Annotated in this window: 20 protein-coding genes and 1 tRNA gene; 5 read left to right on the plus strand and 16 right to left on the minus strand. The window is 68.2% G+C overall.

Annotated elements, in window-relative coordinates:
* Positions 1–34: 34 nt before the first annotated feature.
* Complete coding sequence (gene lnt, locus ACFXOO_RS06025; RefSeq protein ID WP_394563039.1) at positions 35–1,588, plus strand: apolipoprotein N-acyltransferase; 1,554 nt, start codon at positions 35–37, stop codon at positions 1,586–1,588.
* 12 nt (positions 1,589–1,600) lie between these two features.
* Here the strand turns inward: lnt and ACFXOO_RS06030 are convergent, their stop codons facing one another.
* The 4 genes from ACFXOO_RS06030 to ACFXOO_RS06045 all read right to left on the minus strand — a co-directional run bounded on the left by ACFXOO_RS06030 (position 1,601) and on the right by ACFXOO_RS06045 (position 4,437).
* On the minus strand, positions 1,601–1,984 hold the full coding sequence (locus ACFXOO_RS06030; protein WP_378839347.1) for an RNA polymerase-binding protein RbpA: 384 nt from the start codon (positions 1,982–1,984) through the stop codon (positions 1,601–1,603).
* A gap of 92 nt (positions 1,985–2,076) precedes the next feature.
* Positions 2,077–2,874 (minus strand): glycerophosphodiester phosphodiesterase family protein, encoded by a 798-nt coding sequence (locus ACFXOO_RS06035; protein ID WP_378850624.1) that lies wholly within the window; start codon positions 2,872–2,874, stop codon positions 2,077–2,079.
* Positions 2,875–2,890: 16 nt separating this feature from the next.
* A complete protein-coding gene (locus tag ACFXOO_RS06040; RefSeq protein ID WP_378839352.1) occupies positions 2,891–3,970 on the minus strand; it encodes an SPFH domain-containing protein in 1,080 nt (359 codons plus the stop codon).
* Positions 3,967–4,437: an NfeD family protein gene (locus ACFXOO_RS06045; protein WP_378839355.1), complete on the minus strand. Its 471-nt coding sequence runs from the start codon at positions 4,435–4,437 to the stop codon at positions 3,967–3,969. The genes ACFXOO_RS06040 and ACFXOO_RS06045 overlap by 4 nt, the downstream gene beginning before the upstream one ends.
* 140 nt (positions 4,438–4,577) lie before the next feature.
* Between ACFXOO_RS06045 and ACFXOO_RS06050 the strand changes: the two genes are divergently transcribed.
* Entirely contained in the window at positions 4,578–5,363 is a 786-nt protein-coding gene (locus ACFXOO_RS06050) for an SDR family oxidoreductase (protein ID WP_378850621.1), read from the plus strand.
* Between the two features lie 70 nt (positions 5,364–5,433).
* On the opposite strand, the gene ACFXOO_RS06055 is transcribed toward ACFXOO_RS06050, so the two are convergent.
* From ACFXOO_RS06055 to ACFXOO_RS06075, 5 genes are all read right to left on the minus strand, one after another.
* Complete coding sequence (locus ACFXOO_RS06055) at positions 5,434–5,985, minus strand: HdeD family acid-resistance protein (RefSeq protein ID WP_378839360.1); 552 nt, start codon at positions 5,983–5,985, stop codon at positions 5,434–5,436.
* Positions 5,986–6,089: 104 nt separating this feature from the next.
* Positions 6,090–7,010, minus strand: a complete 921-nt coding sequence (locus tag ACFXOO_RS06060; protein ID WP_394563041.1) for an AEC family transporter — start codon at positions 7,008–7,010, stop codon at positions 6,090–6,092.
* 189 nt (positions 7,011–7,199) lie between these two features.
* Positions 7,200–8,171: a linear amide C-N hydrolase gene (locus tag ACFXOO_RS06065; protein ID WP_378839365.1), complete on the minus strand. Its 972-nt coding sequence runs from the start codon at positions 8,169–8,171 to the stop codon at positions 7,200–7,202.
* A gap of 42 nt (positions 8,172–8,213) precedes the next feature.
* Positions 8,214–8,864, minus strand: a complete 651-nt coding sequence (locus tag ACFXOO_RS06070) for a response regulator (protein WP_394563216.1) — start codon at positions 8,862–8,864, stop codon at positions 8,214–8,216.
* 2 nt (positions 8,865–8,866) lie between these two features.
* Positions 8,867–10,537 (minus strand): ATP-binding protein, encoded by a 1,671-nt coding sequence (locus tag ACFXOO_RS06075; RefSeq protein ID WP_378839369.1) that lies wholly within the window; start codon positions 10,535–10,537, stop codon positions 8,867–8,869.
* A gap of 201 nt (positions 10,538–10,738) precedes the next feature.
* On the opposite strand from ACFXOO_RS06075, the gene ACFXOO_RS06080 reads away from it, so the two are divergent.
* Positions 10,739–12,223, plus strand: a complete 1,485-nt coding sequence (locus ACFXOO_RS06080; protein ID WP_378839500.1) for a CitMHS family transporter — start codon at positions 10,739–10,741, stop codon at positions 12,221–12,223.
* A 241-nt stretch (positions 12,224–12,464) separates the two neighbouring features.
* Here the strand turns inward: ACFXOO_RS06080 and ACFXOO_RS06085 are convergent, their stop codons facing one another.
* From ACFXOO_RS06085 to polA, 5 genes are all read right to left on the minus strand, one after another.
* Positions 12,465–13,229, minus strand: coding sequence for an SGNH/GDSL hydrolase family protein (locus ACFXOO_RS06085; protein WP_394563042.1), 765 nt, complete (start codon positions 13,227–13,229; stop codon positions 12,465–12,467).
* 50 nt (positions 13,230–13,279) lie between these two features.
* The gene (locus tag ACFXOO_RS06090) at positions 13,280–14,659 is read right to left on the minus strand and encodes an MFS transporter (RefSeq protein ID WP_394563044.1); all 1,380 of its coding nucleotides are present in this window, start codon (positions 14,657–14,659) and stop codon (positions 13,280–13,282) included.
* Positions 14,660–14,783: 124 nt separating this feature from the next.
* Positions 14,784–15,833, minus strand: a complete 1,050-nt coding sequence (locus ACFXOO_RS06095; protein WP_378839376.1) for an LLM class flavin-dependent oxidoreductase — start codon at positions 15,831–15,833, stop codon at positions 14,784–14,786.
* A gap of 97 nt (positions 15,834–15,930) precedes the next feature.
* Complete coding sequence (locus tag ACFXOO_RS06100; protein ID WP_394563046.1) at positions 15,931–17,607, minus strand: DUF885 domain-containing protein; 1,677 nt, start codon at positions 17,605–17,607, stop codon at positions 15,931–15,933.
* A gap of 64 nt (positions 17,608–17,671) precedes the next feature.
* On the minus strand, positions 17,672–20,311 hold the full coding sequence (gene polA, locus ACFXOO_RS06105; protein ID WP_378839380.1) for a DNA polymerase I: 2,640 nt from the start codon (positions 20,309–20,311) through the stop codon (positions 17,672–17,674).
* 53 nt (positions 20,312–20,364) lie between these two features.
* Between polA and ACFXOO_RS06110 the strand changes: the two genes are divergently transcribed.
* Positions 20,365–20,793, plus strand: coding sequence for a hotdog fold thioesterase (locus ACFXOO_RS06110; RefSeq protein ID WP_378839382.1), 429 nt, complete (start codon positions 20,365–20,367; stop codon positions 20,791–20,793).
* A 62-nt stretch (positions 20,794–20,855) separates the two neighbouring features.
* Here the strand turns inward: ACFXOO_RS06110 and ACFXOO_RS06115 are convergent, their stop codons facing one another.
* Positions 20,856–21,476 carry an ANTAR domain-containing response regulator gene (locus ACFXOO_RS06115; protein WP_378839385.1) on the minus strand — a complete coding sequence of 207 codons (621 nt, stop codon included), beginning with the start codon at positions 21,474–21,476 and terminating at the stop codon, positions 20,856–20,858.
* A gap of 53 nt (positions 21,477–21,529) precedes the next feature.
* Here ACFXOO_RS06115 and ACFXOO_RS06120 point away from each other — a divergent pair.
* Positions 21,530–21,612, plus strand: a tRNA-Leu gene (locus ACFXOO_RS06120).
* Between the two features lie 132 nt (positions 21,613–21,744).
* Here ACFXOO_RS06120 and pyk read toward each other — a convergent pair.
* On the minus strand, positions 21,745–23,193 hold the full coding sequence (gene pyk, locus ACFXOO_RS06125) for a pyruvate kinase (protein ID WP_378839387.1): 1,449 nt from the start codon (positions 23,191–23,193) through the stop codon (positions 21,745–21,747).
* Positions 23,194–23,213: the final 20 nt, after the last annotated feature.

Here is a 23,213-nt window from a genome sequence, read left to right on the forward strand (position 1 = left end):
CGGGGGAGCGACGGCGCCCACGTAGGCTGGATGCGTGCCCCTCGCCCCACGCCCGCTCCTCCCGCTGTGGGCGGCGTCGGTCGCCTCTGCCGTCGGCGGCCTGGTGCTGTGCACGGCGTTCCCTGCACTGTCGTGGTGGCCGATGGCCTTCCCGGGAGTGGCTCTCGGCCTGGTCGGACTGATCGGCCGCAGGGCTTGGTCGGCGTTCCTCGTCGGATTCGTCTTCGGTGCCGCCTTCTTCTTCGTCAACCTCTTCTTCACCGCCCGCTATCTGGGCCCCGTGCCCTGGATCGCTCTGGCGATGCTCGAGTCGCTCCTGACGGCGCTGGGCGCCGTCCCCATCGCGTGGGCGTACCGATGGCTGCCGCGGGTGCTGTCCGGGGTGGGTGCACGTCTGATCGTGCTGCCGATGCTCGTCGCCGGTCTGTGGACGCTTCGCGAGCAGATCGTCGGATCACAGCCGTACGGCGGATTCCCGTGGGGACGCGTCGGCATCACCCAGGCGGGCAGCCCGCTCGCGCACCTCACATCCTGGATCGGCGTCTCGGGGCTCACCTTCGTGATGGTCATGCTCTGCGCCGCAGCCATCGAATACGTGAGGATCGGCCGCTTCCGCCGGCCACTGACCGCGGCACCCGTCGCCGTCCTGGCGCTCGTGCTGCTGCTCGTTCCGCAGTTCCCCACGACTGCGGAGGGCAGCCTGCGCGTCGGCTCCGTGCAGGGCAACGGTCCCGCCGGCTATTTCGACCGGCGTACGGAGAATGCGGTGCTGAATGCCCAGCTGAAAGCCACCGAGCCGTTGCTCGGCCAGTCCATGGACGTGCTCCTCTGGCCCGAGGGTGGGGTCGACTCCGACCCCACCGACGACGACGTCACGGCCGACGTGCTGGACGGTCTCTCCGAGCAGCTCGGAGCACCGCTTCTGGTGAGTGCCGTCACCGCACGGGACGGCCGGTACTTCAACTCCGCGCTCCTGTGGGAGCCCGGCGAAGGAGCAGTGCAGACCTACGACAAGAGGCACCCCGTGCCGTTCGGTGAAGTCGTACCCGACCGGTGGTTCTGGGAGACGCTCGCGCCGGACCTCATCGGCTTGATCGGTCGGGAGTACACGCCCGGCACCGCGGCGCCGTTCATCGATCTCGACGGCGTCGGAGTGGGTCTGGCGATCTGCTTCGACGTGATCTACGACGATGTCATCTGGGACGGCGCTGACGACGGAGCGGAGGTCTACATGTTCCAGACGAACAACGCCGACTTCCGCGGTACCGACGAGAACCTGCAGCAACTCGCGTTCGCGCGGATGCGGGCGATCGAGACCGGCCGGTCCGTCGTGAACATCAGCACGGTCGGCACCAGTCAGGTGATCGCGCCCGATGGCACCACGATCGATGCACTCCCGGCGGACGTCGCCGGACACATGCTGACCGATGTCCCCCTGCGGTCGGGGTCGACGCCTGCCGTGATCATCGGAGAGGCCGTCAAGAACGTGATCGGGTGGGGGAGCCTGCTTGCTCTTGCGCTCTGCGGCGTGCTCGGTCGGCGCCGGCGCAACGCGAAGACGCCGGCCCCCGAAGGGACCGGCGTCTGAGACGTCAGGAGGTCAGGCGCTGATCTTCTGAGTGGCCGGATCTTCGCCGGCTCCGCGACGGGAGCGGACGTACGCCAGACGCTCTTCCAGAAGTTCTTCGAGCTCGGGAAGCGAGCGACGCTCGAGAAGCATGTCCCAGTGTGTTCGCGCCACCTTGTCTTCGCTGTGGTCGACGGTCGCGTGACCCTCACCCACGCGCAACAGGGCCTCTGCTCCGCATGTGCGGCATTCCCATGCCGGGGGTACCTCTGCATCGGCGGCGAAGGTCATGGTCGTGTCACGTCCGCACGACGTGCACGAGTAGATGTGCTGGGCGCGCTCATGGAACACGACGCCGTCTTCGCTTTGTAGGCTCTGGGCGCCGAGTCGGATGCCGCGCAAGCTGCGGTCTGCCATTATGTGGTCCTCTCGTTACTCTCCGGTATAACGTCGCCACCTGTGCGGATCATCCGAAGCGCACCGGTTCAGGAGCCATTCACAGACGATGCTCAGCGGCGGTTCTCCGCCACCACGGAGAGCGCGAGATCCGCTCGATCGGTGACGAGACCGTCGACCCCGAGGTGGAGCAGCCGGCGCATCTCGGCGGGGTCGTTGACGGTCCAGACATGCACCTCGACGCCCGCTCGATGGGCGTACTCGATGAGGCGGGGGGACAGCACCGCCAGGCGTCCGCGGCGCTCGGGAATCTGCAGCGCATCGATTCCGGCCACGGCGTGACGCACCAGAACGGCGGAACGCAGCGCGACCGCCGAGACGACCTTGGCCAAGGTCTTCACACCCGCCGAGGTGGCCGGTCGGATGCCTTCACCGCGCCGCTCGATCTCGCTCTCCGCCGCCTCGCAGGCCGCCCGCCGCCGCGCATCGGAGAAGCTCGTCAGCAGGACCCGTGCTCCGTCTTTCGCCACGAGACGCCCGACGTCTGCGGCGGCATCGGGCGCCTTCACATCGAGGTTGAATCGGAGGGTCGGGAAGGATTCGAGAGCCTGGGGGAGGCTGATCAAACCACCGCGATCCGCCATCAGGTGCTCCAGCTCGCGCTCCGTCACCTGCGAGACCCGCCGGGGGTCACCGGTGATGCGCAGCAGGTCGTCATCGTGGAACAGGACGATGCGACCGTCGCTCGTGCGGTGACAGTCCGATTCGACGTAGATCGCGCCTGCCGCGTGCGCCTGTGCCACGGCCGCGAACGAATTCTCGGTCACGCCGTGGTCCGCGGCATCCGCGGTCACCAGTCCCCGGTGAGCCAGAACACGCGGCAGCTCCGTGCGTTCGAACCAGGGGTGCATCGATGGAACGGCGCCGCTATTCGGCGGCGGCGGTGGGTGCGTCGCGTGCGGTGCTCGCGAGCGCGACGGACTCGGCGCTCTTCGCCACTTCCGCCGCTTCCCGGGCCGCTTGGGCGGCCGCCTCGTTCGCCGCCTGCGCGGTCTCGGACGGCGAGTACTGTCGCGGCGCAGCTCCACGGGGCGCACGCGGCGCGGACGGGGTGTCCCTGCCGCCGAACGCGTCGCCGATGCCCTTCAGCGCCTCGGTCAGCTCGCTCGGGATGATCCAGAGCTTGCTCGACGGGCTCTCCGCGATCTTCGGGAGGGTCTGCAGGTACTGGTAGGCCAGGAGCTTCTCGTCCGGGTCGCCGACGTGGATCGCGTCGAACACCATCTGAATGGCCTCGGATTCGCCCTGGGCGCGGAGCACGGCAGCCTGCTTGTCGCCCTCGGCCTTGAGGATCTCCGCTTGGCGGCGTCCTTCGGCCTCCAGGATCTGGGACTGTTTGGAGCCCTCGGCCGTCAGGATCGCCGCACGACGGTCGCGCTCGGCGCGCATCTGCTTCTCCATCGAGTCCTGGATCGAGTGCGGCGGGTCGATCGCTTTGAGCTCCACACGGCCGACGCGGATACCCCACTTGCCGGTCGCCTCGTCGAGGACGACGCGCAGCTGTCCGTTGATGTTGTCCCGGCTCGTGAGCGCCTCCTCGAGGTTGAGCCCACCCACGACGTTGCGAAGCGTCGTCGTGGTCAACAACTCGACGGCTCCGAGATAGTTCGCGATCTCATAGGTCGCAGCGCGCGCATCGGTGACCTGGAAATAGACGACGGTGTCGATCGAGACGACGAGGTTGTCCTCGGTGATGACGGGCTGCGGAGGAAACGAGACGACCTGCTCGCGCATGTCGATCAGCGGCCGGAGTCGGTCGACGAACGGGACCAGCACGTTCAGACCCGGCGTCAGCGTCTTGTGATACTTGCCGAGCCGCTCCACGACGCCGGCCGATGCCTGCGGGATGATGCGGATCGCACGAGCGATCACCACGACGACGAAGATGAGGACCGCGAGGGCGAGAAGCCATCCGATCGCCTGTGGGACGAATTCCTCGGGGGTCATGCGGTCAGTTCCTCCTTGGGCAGGACGAGCGCCGTGGCGCCGTCGATTCGGCTGACGAGGATGGTCGTTCCGGGTTCGAGGACGGTGCGGTCGGCAGTGCGTGCCGTCCAGATGTCTCCGTTGGACAGCTTGACCTGACCACCGACGGACGTCACGGTCGACACGACCAGGCCCGGCAGGCCGACCAGCGCATCGACGTTGCTCGGTGTCTTGTCCTCGCCTCGGTGCAGACGTCGCAGGAGAGGCGGTCTCAGCGCGAAGACCAGGACGGCCGCGACGGCGGCGGCCACGATGACCTGCAACCAGATCGGGGCACCGAGAAGATCGGCTCCCAGCCCCGCGAGGCCGCCGATGCTCAGCATCAGGAAGGTGAAATCGAGCGTGAGCATCTCGATGACGAGGAACAGCAGGATCAGCACGAGCCAGCCGATCCACGCGAATTGCTCGATGGTCTCGATGAATTCCATGGCGCACTCCCTCGTTCCTTCGACGCTAGCACGGCAGTGCGCGGGGAGACCCGGAAGGCCGTTCGCATCCCGGTCGACCGAACCCGCCCTTGGTAGGGTCATGACGCCGTCACGACGCGACCGTCGAGCCGGCCCTCACCATGGAACCGTCAGGAGTACCCGTGTCCCCATCCCTCCCTCCGCATTCCCTCGATGGGAAGAAGGCGCTCGTCACCGGCTCGTCGCGCGGAATCGGCGCCGACACCGTGCGCTTCTTCGCCCACGCCGGAGCCGACGTCGTCATCAACTACCGCAACAAGGCGCCCCGCGCCGAGAAGCTCGCCACCGAATTGCGTGGCCTCGGAGTCGAGGCACTGGTGGTCGGCGCAGACCTCACGGACGAGGCATCCGTGCAGGAGCTCTTCGCGCAGGTCGGGTCGACCTTCGGCTCGCTCGACGTCCTCGTGCTGAATGCTTCGGGCGGGATGGAATCGGGGATGGCGGAGGACTACGCGCTGCAACTGAATCGCGACGCCCAGGTACGGGTGCTCAACGCCGCCCTGCCGCTCCTCGGTGAGGGATCGCGCGTCGTGTTCGTGACGAGCCACCAGGCCCACTTCATCCGGACGACCCCGACGATGCCCGAATACGAGCCCGTCGCGAAGTCCAAGCGCGCGGGGGAGGACGCCCTGCGGGAGCTCATCCCCACGCTCGAGGCGCGCGGGATCGGTTTCGTCGTGGTCTCGGGCGACATGATCGAGGGCACCATCACCGCAACGCTGCTCGAGCGCGCGAACCCCGGCGCGATCTCGTCTCGCCGCGAGTCGGCGGGCAAGCTCTACAACGTGAGCGAGTTCGCCGCGGAGGTCGCGCTCGCGGCCGTCGACCCGATCCCCGCTGACCACACCCGACTCGTCGGCGACGTGACGTCGTTCGTCGCCGAGTGAGACGATGCGGTGAACAGGAGAACGGCCCCCGGATCACATCCGGGGGCCGTTCTTCGTGCGCGTCAGGAGATCAGACGGCCTTCCAGGTGAAGGCGCGGGCGATCTGGATGATGCCGAGCACCACGAGCATGATGCCCAGCAGCCACCACAGCACGATCGCACCCAGCAGGGCGTTGAACAGCAGGTAGAGGCCGGCGATGATGCTGACGATCGCGAAGAAGATCGACAGGCCCTTCGACGCCGAGCCGCTGAGCGTGGTCAACGAGACGATGCCCTCGACCACCCACATGATGCCCACGAGGATCGCGACGAAGATCGCGAGCCAGGCGGTCGTGGCACCGAGGTTCGCGAAGGCGACGACACCGGCGATGATGAAGAGGATGCCGAGCACGATGTGGCCGACGCGCGACCATCCGCCCATCGACTTCGCGAACACCCCGAGACCGGCGTAGATCAACCCGCCGACGATGGCATAGATCGCGATGATGATCGTGACGAACTGCGCCGCGGCGGCCGGCTGGAAGATGATGATGAGCCCGGCGATCAGGGCGATGACGCCTCCGACGCCGAGTGCGGTGCGGATGCCGTTGACTGCCGACTTCTCGGCTGATGCTGTGGACATGCGAGTGTCCTTTCTGGGAGTTGACTGGGAATTCCCACCCCAGAGTAGCGCCGCGGCGTCGTCGCATCACGGATGCCACGGCGAAGGACACGATCGTGTCGCGCTCACCCCAGGAGTGCGACCGCCGCCAGGAGGACGGGTACGCATCCGATCGTGGTGAGGAAGACCGTGTCGCGGGAGATCGATTCACCGACCCCGTAGCGCTGCGAGTAGTTGAACACGTTCTGGGCGGTGGGAAGGGCCGCCAGCACGACGACGATGAGGACGTCGCCGGGCGAGAGACGGAACACCAGCGCCGCGACGGCCCACGCCACGACGGGCATCACGAGGAGTTTGAGCGCCGAGGCGAGGACCACGTCGCGTCGACGGCCTGAGGCTCCGAGCACCTTCTGGCCGTGGAGTGAGATGCCGTAGCTGATCAGCAGGACCGGAACGCACGCATTGGCGATGAGCTGCGCGGGGTCCATCACGATCGGCGGGAGACGGAGGCCGAGGACGGACACGAGCGTCCCGAGCGCCGACCCCAGCACGATGGGGTTGAGCAGCGTGCGACGCACGATCGGCAGGAGGGCTCGCTGGCCGCTGGTGACCGCGTCGAGGATCGCCAGCGAAATGGGCGTGAACACCAGCAGCTGCATGAGGATCACGGGCGCGGGATACGCGGCGCTGCCCAGGAGGTACAACGACAGCGGGATGCCGATGTTGTTCGAATTGACCTGGCCCGCCGACAGCGCGCCGATGACGGTCTCGGCGGCACGCCGCTTCCACACGAGTCGGGCGACGAGGCCGTAGATCAGGAAGACGACCGCAGCGGCGATCGCAGACACGGGAAGCAGTGCGGAGAACAGCGTGTGCACATCGGCCTGCGCCAGCACGACGAACAGGAGGAACGGCGACAGCACGAAGAACGTGAGCCGGCTGAGCACCGGGCGTGCGTGTTCGCCGAGCAGATCGATGCGGCCGATGATGTAGCCGACGAGGATCGCGACTCCGACGACCACGAACCCCGTCAGCGTCTCCCACATGGTTCGAGCTTAGGAGGACACGCGCGTCCGCCCGTGCCCACGCCATGTCAGCGCACGAGCAGGAAGGGGTCGAACCGCTCTCCGCACTTGCCGATAATGCACATTATGTCAGCTCGGGCGAAGGCGGGCCGATCGGGGCTCCCTGCCCGCACCGGCCTCCCCTCCCCGATGCTGGCCCCGTCGCGCTGCCTAGGGCGTAGCGACGGCTTCCGCGTCGACTCCGTACGCGAGCGTCGACGGCTCCAGGTGCGCCGTCTGATCGCCCACGAGCGTCAGCTCCCGCGGGTCGAGCTTGCGCACCTCGGAGATGTCGGCGAGATCGTCGAGGCAGACCCAGAAGATGTTCGGGCTCCGCGTCGAACCGAAGTAGTAGACGCGATCGGTCAGATCAGCTCCGGCACGCCACCAGGTCGGATAGACGTCGCCCGTCGAGTACGGGGCGCCGTACGGCACCGAGACGTTCGCGATCAGCTGGAAGACACCCGCGACCGCTTCCTCGACGTTCTCGGGCGCGGGCAGGTAGTGCAGGAAGTAGGCCGCCCGTACGAACCGATCGGAGGACGTGATGTCACCGGGAGGCGGCAGTTCACCGCCGAACGGACGGAAGCGCGCGAGGTTCTCGAGCTGCTTGTCGAGCGTCGGAGAATTGGACATGACCGTGAACTCCCGCCCGTGGTGGACGACCAGTTCACCGTCCAGCGGCTCGATCACGGCCGAGTCCCCGAACGCGTCCTCGAGCGCGATGTGGATACCGAGCTGAATGCCGCGGAATGTCGGCGAGGTGATGCGCACGCGATCGATGTCGGCGACCGCCTCCGCCACGGTCGCGTAGTTGTCGAGCAGATACTGCACCCACATGGCGTTCGCGACGGCGGGTCGACCGTCGTCGTCGGGAAACGAGACATCCTCCGGATCGAGGTACAGCGCGTGCACGCCGAGGCCACGATCGTTGATGCCGTCGACCGTGCCCATCCCCCACATGCTCGTGACGATGCTGCCGTAGCGGGAGGTCCAGTGGGCGGATGCCGCGTCCCGTGCACCCCGACGCTCGGTGCCGCGGGGGACGAACCACAGCTCGGGCTCGTCGCTCACCTGCCAGTCCATGCATCGTGCGACCGTGACCGCGACGTCGTTCGTGTTCCACAGGATCCGCGTGCACATAGCGGTGAGCGTATCCCACGCCCGCGGGAGTCGCGCTCCCCCTCACCGTCCGCGGTAGCGGTGCTCCGGACGCCCGGTCGTGCCGTAGCGCAGACTCACCTCGACGGCACCGCGGGCCGCCAGGGCGGCGAGGTGCCTCTGTGCGGTGGCGCGAGAGACGCCGATGCGCTCGGCGATGTCGTTGGCGGATGCCTCGCCTTCGCCGAGCCGCTCGAGGATGAGTCGCTCGGTCGCCGGCTGCGCCGTGGAGCCCGCGCCGGTCTCCCGCCCCCGCAGCACCTGAAGCGCCCGCTCGAGCGTCTCCTGATCCACGCGGCGGTCGTCGCCGAGGACGTTCCGGAAACGACGATAAGCGTCGAGCCGGTCGCCGAGCAGGCGGGCATCGAAGGGCTTGACGAGATAGTCGAGCGCGCCTGCCCGCAGGGCGCGGCGGACGGTGGGCGCGTCCGTCGCCGCACTGATCACGATCGCATCGACGTCGGACTCGGCCACGAAGCCGATACCGTCACCGTCCGGCAGATAGACGTCGCAGAGCAGCAGATCCGGCTGCTGGTCGCGCACGGCCGCCCGGGCCTCCCGTACGCCGCGCACGGGTTCGAGGGCCGCGAAGCCGGGCCTTCCGGCCACGATGTCGCGGTGCAGACCTCCTACGCGGAAATCGTCATCGATGATCAGCACCCGGTATGCGTCGATCGTCACGGAGCGTCTCCTTCAGCTTGTTCGTAGGAGACGCCGCCGGAGGCACCCGCGGCCATCGTCCGAGGTATGCGTGCGGTGAACACAGCCCCACTCCCCCCGCCACCCGGCTCCACCAGCCAGAGGTCTCCGCCGAACCGTCGGGCGATGTCGCGCGCGAGCGGGAGGCCGATCCCGTGTCCGTGCACGTCGTCGCCGGCAACCACATCGGGAACGCCCGGGAGGCGGTCGAACAGCGACGCGGCGTCCGCCACTCCCCCGCCGGAATCCGCGACGGTGACCACGAGCGTGTCCCCGTCGTCGAGCAGCTCCACGTCGACCCATCGCGGTTCGGGCGCGGCGATCGCCGCACGGATCGCATTGTCGACGAGGTTGCCGAGCACCGTGGCGACATCCTCGGGTGCGGCCACCTGCCCGAGAACCAGGGAGCGCTCTCCCACGTGCAGGCGAACGCCCCTTTCCGCGGCGTCGACCGAGAGAGCCTCCAGGAGCGAGCGCAGAAAGGGTTCGTCCACTCCGGCGACGTCGCCCTCTGCCGGCGAGGCGCGCGAGACCTCGAGCACCTCGTCGAGGTAGGCACGGGCATCCGTCACTCGGCGCGCGTCGATCAGCCCGGCGGCCACGTGCAGCCGGTTGGCGAACTCATGCCGCTGCGCGCGCAGGGCGTTCGTCATCGTCGCCACGCTCTCCAGCCGCTCGCTCAGTCTGACGACGTCCGTGCGGTCCCGGATGACCACGACGACGCCGAGATCGCGGCCCGCCCTCGACACCCGCCGCGCATCGACGAACACCACGTGATCGCCGAGGACGATCGGAGCGTCCGCGTCGCGAGCGGAATCAACGCCCATCGCGGCCACGAGGTCGGCCGGCAGGTCGAGATCGCGGATGCCCCGTCCCACGATGTCGCCGAGCCCGAGCAGTCTGCGCGCCGCCGTGTTCGCCACGGTGATGTGTCCGTCGACCGTGTACGCGACGACGCCCTCCCCCGCCCCGTCGAGCACGGCCGCCTGGTTCTGCACGAGCGCAGCGAGCTCTTCGGGCTGCACGCCCAGCGTCAATCGCTCGAGGCGCCGACGGACGAAGAAGGCGACGAGCGCACCGATCCCGAGGGCCAGGAGCGCAGCCACCCCCACGCCGATGAGGAGCGGCGGCAGATCATCGAAGACGCTGGCGCGCGCGAACCCGACGCTGACTTCGCCGACCGGCGTAGTCGTGCCCGGACCGTAGACCGGCACCTTCGCTCGGGCGGACTCGCCGAGTGTTCCGGACTCCCAGGCGACGTTCTCGCGGCCCGCCAGTGCGTCGGCGTAGCTGGTGCTGACCTCCTCGCCGAGTCGCGCGGGGTCGGGGTGGGCGAGCCGGATGCCGCGGTCATCGGTGATCACCACGAACAGCGCACCGGTGGATCGTTCGACGCCGGCGGCGAGCGTCTCGAGGTCTCCGCCCCGCAATGCGTCTGCCTCCGGTGTCCCCGGGTCGGCGGAGTAGCGCGCAACCAGCGCGCGCACGTCCCCGTCTGCGGCCACGGTGCGGGCGATGCTCAGCGACGCCGACTCGGCTTCTGCTCGCAGCTGCTGCACGCCGAGCCAGGTGAACACGGCGGTGCAGACCCCGACGACCGCGATGACGCTCGCGAGCTGCCAGAGGAGCAGCTGCGTCGAGAACCGCATGATCGCCTCCGCTCGGCCGACGCGCGTCGATTGAGCGAAACGCGCAGAACCCACGATATGCGCAATACCTGCAGGAATGCGAGATACCGGATGCCGCGGCATCCGCTGCAATATCTTCGGCGGAACGCGAACCGCCGACGGTTCTGCACACGCATCATCACAGACGAAGGAGTCGACGTGCTCGTCATACTCGGATTCGCCATGATCCTCACGTTCATGGTGCTCATCATGACCAAGCGGCTGACGCCCATGGTCGCCCTCATCATCGTGCCGACGATCTTCGGCCTGTTCGCGGGAGCCGGGCTCGGGCTCGGCGACATGGTCATGGAGGCGATCGGAAGCCTCGCACCCACCGCTGCGCTGCTCATGTTCGCGATCATGTTCTTCGGGATCATGATCGATGTCGGGCTCTTCGACCCGCTCATCCGCTTCATCACTCGCTTCCTCGGCAACGACCCGGCGAAGGTCGTGCTCGGTACGGCCATCCTCGCCGGCGCCGTGTCACTCGACGGTGACGGGTCGACGACGTTCATCATCACGACCTCGGCGATGCTGCCGATCTACCTGCGCCTCGGCATGAGCCCTGTGGTGCTGACGTGCGTCGCGGGCCTGATGAACGGCACGCTCAACATCGTCCCGTGGGGCGGCCCGACGGTGCGCGCCTCCGCTGCGCTCGGCGTCTCAGCGACCGACATCTTCGTCCCGATGCTGCCTTCGCTCGCGGTCGGCCTGATCGTGGCGCTCACCTTCGCGTGGTTCCTCGGACTCGGGGAGCGCAAGCGCCTCGTCTCGCTGGACTACTCCCCCGCTGCCGCCGCTGCTCCTGCGTCTGCGGCACCGGCCGCGACGGGTGGCTGGCGCCAGAAGCTCTTCGCCCCCAATGCCGTGAAGGGTGCCGAGGTCAAGCCGGGCGCACCGGCGACGCTCTCGACCACCGGCATCCCCACCCTCCGCCGCGGCGGCCGCACCCCCGTCGGCGCGGGCGCGGCCGAGACGGCCGTCCTCGAGGCCGAAGACGTCGACACGATGATGGCCGACACGATGCTCGACCCGAACCGCGCCACCCTGCGACCCAAGCTCATCTGGGTGAACCTCGCGCTCACGCTGGCGGTGATGGTGCTCCTGGTGCTCGACCTCATGCCACTCCCCTATGTGTTCATGGTGGGTGCGGCGCTCGCGCTCATCATCAACTTCCCGAAGCTGCGCGGCCAGGCCGACGAGATCGTGGCGCATGCGCCCAGCATCGTCGGCGTCGTGTCGATGGTGCTCGCGGCAGGCGTCCTGGTGGGCGTGCTCAACGGCACGGGAATGGTCAGCGCGATGGCCGACTGGGTCGTCGAGATCGTGCCGCCCTCGATGGGTCAGTTCCTCGCCGTGATCACCGGCGTCCTGTCGATCCCGATGACGTTCTTCATGTCGAACGACGCCTTCTACTTCGGCATCCTGCCGATCCTGGCCGAGAGCGCCGCGAACTACGGCATCACTCCCGTCGAGATGGCACGCGCATCGATCACCGGACAGCCCGTGCACCTGCAGAGCCCGCTCGTGCCCGCCATCCTGCTGCTCGTCTCGCTCGCCGGCGTGAACCTCGGCGATCACCACAAGAAGGTGCTGTGGCGGGCGACCGTCGTGTCGCTCGTCATGCTGCTGGTCGGTGTGGTCGTCGGCGTCATTCCGTTCTTCTGAATCACCTGCGCTCGATCCAGCGGGAGCCCGCGGCACTTCGGTGCCGCGGGCTCCCGTCGCTCACCGGAACACCGCTCGACGGCGGGCGACGCCGCCAAACACGCGCGAACGGTCGCGACATGCCGTCTGTCGCCTCGTCGAAGCGGCACATGGCGACCGTTCGCGGGGGCGCAACGGGGTGATCGTTCGCGGCGGCGCGGCGGGTCGACCGTTCGCGGCGGCGCGGTAGTAGGCGCCCGGGTCAGACCGACGCGGGGGCGATCTTGACCCAGTCGGGGTACTTGGCAGCCCGCCCGTCGCCGGAGGACGTGCCGGCGAGGCGACGCCGCACCCACGGACCGACGTATTCACGGTAGTACGCGGCACCCGACGGACGCAGCGACGCAGGTGGAACGGGCAGCGACCACCAGCCGGCCGGCACGTCGCAGCCGAGTGCGTCGAGGACCCGCGCGGCGACGCGATGGTGTCCGCGCGCATTCATGTGCAGTCGGTCGGCCGACCAGAACGACGGCTGGGAGAGCTCGCGGTCCGGCCAGTTGAACGCACGACAGACATCCGGGCGGTCCTGTATGCGTTCGAGGACCGCGGCGCTGAGCAGATCGCCTCGACGCTGGAACACCCGTCCCATGGGCAGCTGCGCCGACGGGTTCGCGCCCGAGAGCAGGATGAGGCGCACCCCCTCCTCATCGCACCGGCGCAGCACCCGGCTGAACGCGTCGGCGATATCCGAGACCGATGCCCGCGGTCGCAGGATGTCGTTGCCTCCCCCGTTGAACGACAGATGCGTGGGCCTCAGCGCCAGCGCCGGCTCGAGCTGCTGCTCGATGATCGGCCACACCAGCCTTCCTCGGATCGCGAGGTTGGCGTATTCGATCGGCTCGCCCATGGAGGTCGCCCACCCCTGCGCCGTCAGGTCGGCCCAGCCGCGTACGTAACCCTCGGGCAGCTCGTCGCCGACGCCCTCGGTGAAGGAGTCGCCGATGGCGACGAAGCGAACGGATGCCACGTTCCCACCCTACGGCGCGTGCACTCGGCGACGAACCGCAGAGAGGGACGCTAACGATCGTCGAGCGATCGGCCTCGTCGGTCGACCAGACCCCACGCACCGGCGGCGGCGACTGCGAAGAACACCGCGAAGACGACGAACAGCGTCGGAGCCCCACCCAGTGCCAGCAGTGGAGGCACCGTGAGCGGCGCGATGATCGACGCGATCCGACCGACGCCGGCGGCCCATCCCGAGCCGGTCGCACGCAGGGAGGTGGGATACATCTCGGGCGTCACGGCATACAGCGCACCCCACGCCCCGAGATTGAAGAACGACAGCGCCATCCCCGCACCGATCACGGCCGCCTCTCCGGACGCCGTGCCGAAAGAGATCGCGGCGATGGCCGAGCCCACCAGGAACACCGACAGGGTCGCCCGTCTCCCCCACACCTCGATCAGCCATGCCGCGACGGCGTACCCCGGCAGCTGGGCGAGCGTGATGAGGAGGGTGAACCCGAACGAACGGACGAGGTCGTACCCCTGCGAGACGAGGATCGTCGGGATCCAGATGAACGCGCCGTAGTACGAGAAATTGACGCAGAACCAGACGAGCCACAGCGCGCCCGTCCGCACGCGGAACTCCGGTGCCCACAGCGCCGAGACCCGCGCCGCGACGCCGGAGGCGACGGGATGCTGCGCGCCGAGGGATGCCGCGGTCACCGACGGCCGAGCATCCGTCGTCGTCTTCCCGGTCGAGCGTTCCGCGGATTCCTCGAAGGAGCGCACCACCGCCTCCGCCTCGTCGTGGCGACCGCGGCGCTCGAGCCACCGCGGGGATTCCGGCAGACCCCAGCGCACGATCAGCGCGTACAGGGCGGGGAGGGCACCGAGCGCGAAGGCCCAGCGCCATCCGTCGTCGGAGCCGGGGATGACGAGGAAGCCGATCAGCGCCGCCGCCGTCCAGCCGATCGCCCAGAACGCCTCCAGAATGACGATCAAGCGTCCGCGAATGCGCGCCGGCGCGAGTTCGCTCACGTACGTCGAGGCGACGGGCAGCTCGGCGCCGAGACCCAGTCCCACGAAGAACCGGAACACCAGGAGCATGGCGAGGCCACCGGCAAGAGCGCTCGCCCCGGTGGCGAGGCCGTAGATGAGCAGGGTGACGGCGAACACCTGCCGACGACCGAATCGATCGGCGAGCAGTCCGCCGAGGCTCGCGCCGATCGCCATGCCGACGAAGCCGATGGATGCGATCCACGCGGTCTGCTCGGGGACCAGGCTCCACTGCACGGCCAGCGCCGCGATGACGAACGAGATCAGTCCGACGTCCATGGCGTCCAGCGCCCAGCCGATGCCCGACCCGGTGAGCACGCGCACGTGCCGGCGCGTCAGCGGCAGGCGATCCAGGCGGTCGGACAGCGTGGTCGCCACGCGCGGTTCGGCATCGGTCATGAACGCCATGCTACGGATGCCGCGCCCCCGCGCGGCGCGTCCGGATGACGGAGATCCCGCGAACGTCGGACCGCTCTGATCGGGGCATCCGCATCTCGGCGGATCCCCGAGGCTCGACAGGCCGTCAGGCGAGCAGGTCGCGCACCATCGGTGCGACCCGCGTGCCGTAGAGCTCGATGGACTTCATCATCTTGTCGTGCGAGAGGGTGCCGTTCGAGAACTTCATGTCGAACCTCGTCGCTCCGAGCGTCCGTACCGTGTCGGCGATCTTGCGCGCCACCGTCTCGGGCGAACCGGAGTACACGGATCCCTCGGGGCCCACATCGTGCTGGAACCGCAGGCGGTTGTAGGTGGGCCATCCGCGCTCGCGGCCGATGGTGTTGTTCATCGCTTCGAACCCGGGGTACGCCTCGTCCCACGCCTGCTGGTCGGTCTCGGCGATATGACCGGGCGAATGCACGCCGATCGGCTTCGGGTCATGACCGAAGGCAGGCAGGGACCGGTGGTACAGATCGACGAACGGGCGGAAGCGGGCGGCCGGTCCCCCGATGATCGCGAGCATGAGTCCCATGTCGTAGCGCGCCGTGCGCACAACCGACTCGGGCGTTCCCCCCACGCCGATCCACGCGGTGAGGCCGGACTCCGTCTTCGGGAACACGTTCGCGTCCGACAACGGCGCGCGCGTCGTGCCCTGCCACGTCACGGGATCCTCCTTCAGCAGCTCGGCGAACAGCCCGAGCTTCTCTTCGAAGAGCGTCTCGTAATCGCGCAGGTCGTACCCGAACAGCGGAAAGGACTCGATGAACGAGCCGCGTCCGAGGATGATCTCGGCACGGCCGTTCGAGATCGCGTCGAGCGTCGCGAACCTCTCGTACAGCCGCACGGGGTCGTCGGACGAGAGAACGGTCACCGCCGTCCCGAGGTGGATCTGCGTCGTGCGCGCCGCAGCCGCGGCCAGGACGATCTCGGGGCTCGAGACCGCGAACTCGGGCCGATGATGCTCACCGATACCGAAGAAAGCGAGCCCCGTCTGGTCGGCGAGGACGGCCTGGTCCACGACGTTGCGGATGGTCTGCGCATCGCTGAGCGGTCGCCCCGTCGCATCGTGGGTCACATCGCCGAACGTGTCGAGTCCGAGCTGGATCGCGGCGGGGTCGGGAGCCGTGATGGCCATGGGAAGCCTTCTTTCTCAAGAGAAGATCTATGCGCGTGAATACACCGTACCCCTGTGCCAACGCAGAACGGTGCACAGCATTCCCGAGCGCGCTCTCTCAGGCGCGGGCGAGCGCCGTCCGCAGGGTGTCGAGGCCGACCCCGCCCAGGTCGAGAGCGGTCTTGTGGAACTCCTTGATCTGGAAGGCCGCGCCCTTGCGCAGCGCGTAGTCGTCGCGCGCCTGCTCCCAGATGCGCTGCCCGACCTTGTAGGAGGGCGCCTGCCCGGGCCAACCCAGGTAGCGGTTGACCTCGAACTGCACGAACTCGTCCGACATGTTCACGTTGCGGCGCATGAAGTCGAGGGCATAGTCCGCATCCCAGGTGCCGGAGCCGTCCAGCCGGGGTTTTCCGAGGTGCACGCCGATGTCGAGGACGACCCTGGCCGCGCGCATGCGCTGACCGTCCAGCATCCCGAGCCGGTCCGCGGGATCGTTCAAGAACCCGAGCTCCTGCATGAGGCGCTCGGCGTACAGCGCCCATCCCTCGGCGTGCCCCGACGTTCCAGCCAGAAGGCGGCGCCACGAGTTGAGCTCGGCGCGGTTGTACACGGCCTGCGCGATCTGCAGGTGGTGCCCCGGAACGCCCTCGTGATAGACGGTCGTCAGCTCGCGCCACGTGTCGAACGTCGAGACCCCCTCCGGCACGGACCACCACATGCGGCCGGGGCGCGAGAAGTCGTCGGTCGGGCCGGTGTAGTAGATCCCGCCCTCGTTGGTGGGCGCGATCATGCACTCCAGACGCCGGATCTGCTCGGGGATGTCGAAGTGTGTGCGGCCCAGCTCGTCGATCGCCCGGTCGCTCGTGGCCTGCATCCATTGCTGCAGCTCGGCGGTGCCGCGCAGCTTGTGGGTGTCGTCGGCCTCGAGGAACGCCACGGCTTCTTCCACGGACGCCCCTGCCGTGATCTCGTTCGCGATGGACTCCTGTTCGGCGACCATGCGCGCGAGCTCCTCGACGCCCCACTCGTAAGTCTCGTCGAGATCGATCGTCGCGCCGAGGAAGCGACGGGAGTGCAGTGCGTAGAGGTCGCGCCCGACGGCATCGTGCTCGGATGCCGCGGCGGTGAGGTCGCTCGCGAGGAACGCGGCCAACTCGTCGTAGGCGACACGCGCGGCGTTGGCGTTGTCAGCCAGATCGCGCGCGAGTGATGCCGGCAGCTGGCCGTTCTCGGGCGCCGCGCCACCCGCGAATTCGACGAAGAATCCGCCGTCGCTCGTGTAGCGGGCGATCTGGGTGACGACCTCCCGCACCTGGCGGCGTGCCGGCACCGTGCCGCGTGCGATTCCCTCGCGCAGGGTGGCGATGTACCCGTCGATGGCGCCGGGGAGGACCTTGAGGCGGGTGGAGATCACGCCCCAATCGTCGGCGGTCGCCGTCGGCATGAGGTCGAAGACGGCGCGGATGTCCTGCGCGGGAGACGCGATCACGTTGAGGTCGCGCAGGTGCCACCCGGCATCGTGCATCTCGACGTCCAGGCGCAGCTCACGGGAGAGGTCCTCCTGCGTCACGCGGTCGATCTCGTCCACCGGCTCCGCTGCGTCGAGCGCTGCCAAAGTCGAACGGGCCTGACGCGCCAGCTCGTCCACCCCCGCAGGAGAGTAGTCGCCGAAACAATCGTTGAACTCGAAGCGCCCGATGTAGGTGGCCGCTGTGGGAGCCAATTCGGAGACGGTGTCGACCCACGCGTCCGCGATCTGGTCGACGGGGGTGGGGGTACGAGAGGACTCGGTCATGTCATCGAGCCTAGGCACGCGATCCGATCCCGACAAACATCCGACGGGACGCCCGCTCCCCGTGTCAGTGGCCGGCCGCGTTCCAGTCGCCGCCACGGCCGATCTGCACGTCCAGCGGCACCGTGAGGTGCGCCGCATCGCCCATGCGTTCGCGCACGATGCGTTCCGCGGCGTCCCACTCCCCCGGGGCGATCTCGACCACGAGCTCGTCGTGGATCTGCATCAGCGTGCGCGAGCGCAGATCGTGGGCCACGAAGTCCTCGTGGATGTGGAACAGCGCGATCTTCATGATGTCGGCGGCGCTGCCCTGGATGGGCGCGTTGAGCGCCGCGCGCTCGGCGTTCTCCCGCAGCACCCGGTTGGGGCTCGTGAGATCCGGGAAAGGGCGACGCCGGCCGTAGATCGTCTCGGTGTACCCGTCGATGCGCGCCTGTTCGACCGAGGAGCGCAGGTAGTCGCGCACCGAGCCGAAGCGGGCGAAGTACTCGGTCATCAGGAGTTTCGCCTCGGCCTGCTCGATGCGCAGCTGCTTGGACAGGCCGAAAGCCGACAGCCCGTACACGAGCCCGTACGACATGGCCTTCACCTTCGTGCGCATCGCGCTCGTCACGTCCTGCGGGTCGACGCCGAAGACACGCGCGCCGACGAAGCGATGGAGGTCCTCGCCCGAGTTGAACGCCTCGACAAGTCCCGGATCCTCCGAGAGGTGCGCCATGATGCGCATCTCGATCTGCGAGTAGTCCGCGGTGAGCAGGGTCTCGTACCCCGCCCCCACCTGGAACGCCGACCGGATGCGCCTGCTCTCCTCATTGCGCACGGGGATGTTCTGCAGGTTCGGATCGGTGCTGGAGAGACGCCCGGTCTGACTGCCGGTCTGCAGGTACGTCGTGTGCACGCGGTGATCGTCGGCGATGGACGCGTCGAGCGACTCGATGATCTGACGCAGCTTCGTCGCCTCGCGGTGCTGCAGCAGCAGATCGAGGAACGGGTGCGGGTTGCTCTCCTGCAGGTCGGCGAGGACCGCGGCGTCGGTCGAGTACCCGGTCTTCGTCTTGCGGGTCTTCGGCAGCGCGAGATCCTCGAACAGCACCTCCTGCAGCTGCTTGGGCGAGCCGAGGTTGACCTCGCGTCCGATGGCGGTGAACGCATCCTGTGCGATCAGGTCGGCCCGCGCCCCGAGCTCGGCCGAGAACTCCGACAGCGTCGCGTGCGAGACCGCCACCCCCGTCAGCTCCATGTCGGCGAGGGCCAGCAGTGTCGGCAGCTCGATGCCCGTCAGCACTTCGAACACCTGGACCGGCAGCTCCGCACGCAGCGCCTCCGCCACCCGGAGCGTGTACCAGGCGCGTTGAGCCGGGGTGGCGCCTTCGGTCTCGGGCACCAGCTGGGTCGGGTCGGCCTCGGGGAGCTTCTCGCCGAGGTACCGGTCCACGAGATCGGCCAGGGATTTGTCGGGGAAGCTCGGCCGCAGCAGCCAGCCGGCCAGCAGCGTGTCGAAAGCGAGTCCCCCGAGTCTGATGCCCGCTCGTCGCAGCGCCTTGACCTGCGGCTTGGCGTCGCCGAGCACCTTCGGCGCATCGGACGTCAGCCAGGGCGAGAGCGCCGCCGCGATCTCGGGAGACCACGTCGCCTCGGCGCCCTCCGCGTCGGTGGCGAGACCGATGCGCACGGGCCTGCCGGACTCGATCGACACCTCGAGCGCCACGTCGCCCGTCACCGCGTCGACCCACGCCGCGGCATCCGCTGCCGTCAGCTCGACGGGTCGAGGGGCCACGGCCGACGGCACGGTGACCTCGGGGGCCATCGCCTCCTCGATGCCGACGGCCTCGAAGACGCGCGGCAGGAGGGTGCGGAACTCGAGTCGCGCGAAGATGTCGCGGACGGCCTGCGCATCGATCGGCTTGACCACGAGGTCTGCGGGTCCGAGGGGCAGCTCGACGTCGCGCAGCAGGCGGTTCAGCCGGCGGTTGCGCCGCACGTCCTCGACGTGCTCGCGCAGGTTGTTGCCCACCACGCCCTTGATCGTGTCGGCCCCGTCGAGCAGCGCGTCGAGCGAGCCGAACTGGGTGAGCCACTTCACGGCGGTCTTCTCCCCCACCTTGGGCACGCCGGGAAGGTTGTCGCTGGTCTCGCCGACCAGCGCGGCGATGTCGGGGTACTGCTCGGGCTGCACACCGTAGCGCTCGATCACCGCGGCACGGTCGTAGCGCTTCAGCTGGGACACGCCCTGCACGTTGGGGTACAGCAGGGTGATGTCGTCGTCGACGAGCTGGATCGTGTCGCGGTCGCCGGAGCAGACCAGGACGTCGAACCCGGATGCCGCGCCCTGCGTCGCCAGCGTGGCGAGGATGTCGTCGGCCTCGACGTCGGGCTTCTGCAGCACCTCGATGCTCATGGCGGCGAGGCAGTCCTGAAGGATCGGGATCTGGCCTTTGAACTCGCTCGGCGATTCAGACCTGTTCGCCTTGTACTCGGGGTACTCGCGGCTGCGGAAAGAGACACGGGACGTGTCGAAGGCGACCGCCAGGTGGGTCGGCTTCTCGGCCTTGATGAGGTTGATCAGCATGGCCAGGAATCCGTAGATCCCGTTGGTGTGCTGCCCGTCTTTCGTGGAGAAGTTCTCGACGGGAAGCGCGAAGAACGCCCGGTAGGCCAGCGAATGGCCGTCGACGACGAGGAGGGTAGGCTTTGCGGAGTCCGTCACCGTAACAGCCTAGCCAGGCCCGCCGACACCCCGTCGTTCGCAGAGGAGCCGCTATGACCGAGGCCCCCGATCCGTCGATCAACGCCATGGAGTGGGCCGCCCGCCGCGGCGTCGGAGCGCTCGCCGAGAAGATGGGCATGGAGTTCCTCGAGTTCACGATCGAGCGCTGCGTCGCCACTCTCCCCGTCGAGGGCAACACGCAGCCCGTCGGGCTCATGCACGGCGGAGCGTATGTGGTGCTCGGGGAATCGCTCGGCTCGATGGCAGCCAACCTGCACGCCGGACCCGGACGGCTGGCGGTCGGCGTCGACATCAATGCCACCCACACGCGCTCGGCCACCAGCGGCGTCGTCACCGGGGTGTGCGTTCCGCTGCACCTCGGTCGCAGCGTGACGGTGCACGAGATCGTCGTGTCCGACGATCAGGGCCGGCGCTGTTCGACCATCCGCATCACGAACATGATCAAGGACATCGCCGCCTGATCAGGGCCGGACGGCGGACGCGACCGGACGTCGCCCCGACGCAGAGCGCCGGTGGAGGAGGTTCAGGCCTTTTTCGGAGCCAACTGCTCGATGATGGCCTTCGCGACGTCCTGCATCGTGAGACGACGGTCCATCGAAGCCTTCTGGATCCACCGGAACGCCTCGGGCTCGGTGAGCCCCATCTTCTCGTTCAGCAGACCCTTGGCACGGTCGACGAGCTTGCGGGTCTCGAAGCGTTCGACCATGTCGGCGACCTCGGCCTCGAGCGTGATGATCTGCTCGTACCGCGCCAGCGCGATCTCGATCGCGGGCAGGAGGTCGTTCGGGGTGAACGGCTTGACGACGTAGGCCAGTGCACCGGCCTCGCTGGCACGCTCGACCAGTTCCTTCTGGCTGAACGCGGTCAGGAGCACGACCGGTGCGATGTGGTTCTTGCTGAGCTTCTCGGCAGCGCTGATGCCGTCGAGCTGCGGCATCTTGACGTCCATGATGACGAGGTCGGGTCGCAGTTCGGTGGCCAGCTGCACAGCGGTCTCTCCGTCGCCGGCCTCTCCGACGACGTCGTAGCCGTTGTCTCGGAGGATCTCGACGATGTCGAGTCGGATGAGCGACTCGTCCTCGGCGACGACGACGCGTCGGGGTGCGGATGCCGCCGACTCTGTGGGCTGTTCGAGCTCTGTCACTCTTGAATCCTACGGTATCGTCGTCAGCGAGCGTGCGGAGGGCGACCTCCCCCGCCGGTGTGGCGGAATGGCAGACGCGACCGACTCAAAATCGGTTGCCCGCAAGGGCATGTGGGTTCGAGTCCCACCACCGGTACGCGTCCAAGAGCCGGCCCCGTCAGGGGCCGGCTCTTCGCGTGCGCGGCGCGGGAGATCAGGGCGGATCCCGCAACGCGGAAGACGACACGGGATGCCCCGGTCGAGGCATCCCGTGTCGTCTTCGTGCTTCCTACTGCGCGGCGCGGTACACGGGCGCCGCACCGTGGACGGCGTCGCCGACCTTGTGGACGCGGATGTCGTTGGTCGATCCCACGATTCCGGGAGGGGAACCGGAGATCACGACGACCTTGTCTCCGACCTTCGCCAGGTCGTTGGCGAGAAGGTAGTCGTCGACCTGGATGAACATCTTGTCGGTGTGCGTCACGTGCTCGACGAGAGCCGACTCGATCCCCCAGGTCAGCGCCATGCGACGACGGATCGCCGGCTCGGGCGTGAACGCGATCATCGGGATCTTCGGCCGGAGCCGCGACATACGACGTGCCGAGTCGCCGGACTCCGTGAAGATGCAGAGGTACTTCGCATCGACGAAGTCGGCGACCTCGATGGCGGCGAGGGTGATCGCACCACCCTGCGTGCGCGGCTTGTTCGTGAGCGGCGGGATGCGCTCGAGGCCGTGGTCTTCGGTCGAGGCGACGATGCGCGCCATGGTCTCGACCACGACCACGGGGTAGTCGCCGACACTCGTCTCGCCCGACAGCATGACCGCGTCCGCACCGTCGAGGACGGCGTTCGCGACATCACTCGTCTCCGCGCGCGTGGGCACCGGGTTGTTGATCATCGACTCGAGCATCTGCGTGGCGACGATGACGGGCTTGGCCATGCGGCGCGACAGCTCGACCGCGCGCTTCTGCACGATGGGCACGGCCTCCAGCGGCAGCTCCACACCGAGGTCGCCGCGAGCGACCATAATCGAGTCGAAGGCGTCGATGATCTCCTCGAGGTTGTCGACGGCCTGCGGCTTCTCGATCTTCGCGATGACGGGGACGCGGCGTCCCTCTTCGGCCATGATCACGTGCACGCGCTGGATGTCCTTCGCGCTGCGCACAAATGACAGCGCGATCAGGTCTGCACCGATGCGCAGACCCCATCGCAGATCGGCTTCGTCCTTCTCGGACAGCGCCGGCACGTTGACGGCCACGCCGGGCAGGTTGATGCCCTTGTTGTTGGACACGGGACCGCCGACGATGACCTTCGTGGTGACGACCGTGCCGTCGGTCTCGACGACCTCGACCCGCACCTTGCCGTCGTCGATGAGCAGGAAGTCACCGGGCTTCACGTCCTGAGGCAGGCCCTTGAACGTCGTCGAGACGATCTCCTTCGTGCCCGGGATGTCTTCGACCGTGATCTTGAAGATGTCTCCGACGGCGAGGTGGTGAGGACCGTTCTCGAACTTCCCCAGGCGGATCTTCGGGCCCTGCAGGTCGACCAGCACCGCGACGGGCTGGCCCGCGTCGTCGGCGGCCTTGCGCACGTTGGCGAAGTTCGCCTCGTGCACGCTGTAGTCGCCGTGCGAGAGGTTCATGCGTGCCACGTTCACGCCGGCCTCGATGATCGCGCGGACCATCTCATAGCTCGAGGTGGCGGGACCTAGTGTGGCGACGATTTTGGCGCGTCTCATCCGTGTGTGCTCCGGGGGTT

This window comes from Microbacterium sp. P03, assembly GCF_043556235.1.
In the GTDB taxonomy this organism is placed as follows: domain Bacteria; phylum Actinomycetota; class Actinomycetes; order Actinomycetales; family Microbacteriaceae; genus Microbacterium.

What these genes read in the sequence shown, in the direction of transcription:
- ACFXOO_RS06030 (WP_378839347.1), bottom strand. Translation starts at nt 1,984, where the DNA reads ATGGCAGACCGCAGCTTGCGCGGCATCCGACTCGGCGCCCAGAGCCTA.
- ACFXOO_RS06035 (WP_378850624.1), bottom strand. Translation starts at nt 2,874, where the DNA reads ATGCACCCCTGGTTCGAACGCACGGAGCTGCCGCGTGTTCTGGCTCAC.
- ACFXOO_RS06040 (WP_378839352.1), bottom strand. Translation starts at nt 3,970, where the DNA reads ATGACCCCCGAGGAATTCGTCCCACAGGCGATCGGATGGCTTCTCGCC.
- ACFXOO_RS06045 (WP_378839355.1), bottom strand. Translation starts at nt 4,437, where the DNA reads ATGGAATTCATCGAGACCATCGAGCAATTCGCGTGGATCGGCTGGCTC.
- ACFXOO_RS06050 (WP_378850621.1), top strand. Translation starts at nt 4,578, where the DNA reads ATGGAACCGTCAGGAGTACCCGTGTCCCCATCCCTCCCTCCGCATTCC.
- ACFXOO_RS06055 (WP_378839360.1), bottom strand. Translation starts at nt 5,985, where the DNA reads ATGTCCACAGCATCAGCCGAGAAGTCGGCAGTCAACGGCATCCGCACC.
- ACFXOO_RS06060 (WP_394563041.1), bottom strand. Translation starts at nt 7,010, where the DNA reads ATGTGGGAGACGCTGACGGGGTTCGTGGTCGTCGGAGTCGCGATCCTC.
- ACFXOO_RS06065 (WP_378839365.1), bottom strand. Translation starts at nt 8,171, where the DNA reads ATGTGCACGCGGATCCTGTGGAACACGAACGACGTCGCGGTCACGGTC.
- ACFXOO_RS06075 (WP_378839369.1), bottom strand. Translation starts at nt 10,537, where the DNA reads ATGCGGTTCTCGACGCAGCTGCTCCTCTGGCAGCTCGCGAGCGTCATC.
- ACFXOO_RS06080 (WP_378839500.1), top strand. Translation starts at nt 10,739, where the DNA reads ATGATCCTCACGTTCATGGTGCTCATCATGACCAAGCGGCTGACGCCC.
- ACFXOO_RS06090 (WP_394563044.1), bottom strand. Translation starts at nt 14,659, where the DNA reads ATGACCGATGCCGAACCGCGCGTGGCGACCACGCTGTCCGACCGCCTG.
- ACFXOO_RS06095 (WP_378839376.1), bottom strand. Translation starts at nt 15,833, where the DNA reads ATGGCCATCACGGCTCCCGACCCCGCCGCGATCCAGCTCGGACTCGAC.
- ACFXOO_RS06100 (WP_394563046.1), bottom strand. Translation starts at nt 17,607, where the DNA reads ATGACCGAGTCCTCTCGTACCCCCACCCCCGTCGACCAGATCGCGGAC.
- ACFXOO_RS06110 (WP_378839382.1), top strand. Translation starts at nt 20,365, where the DNA reads ATGACCGAGGCCCCCGATCCGTCGATCAACGCCATGGAGTGGGCCGCC.
- pyk (WP_378839387.1), bottom strand. Translation starts at nt 23,193, where the DNA reads ATGAGACGCGCCAAAATCGTCGCCACACTAGGTCCCGCCACCTCGAGC.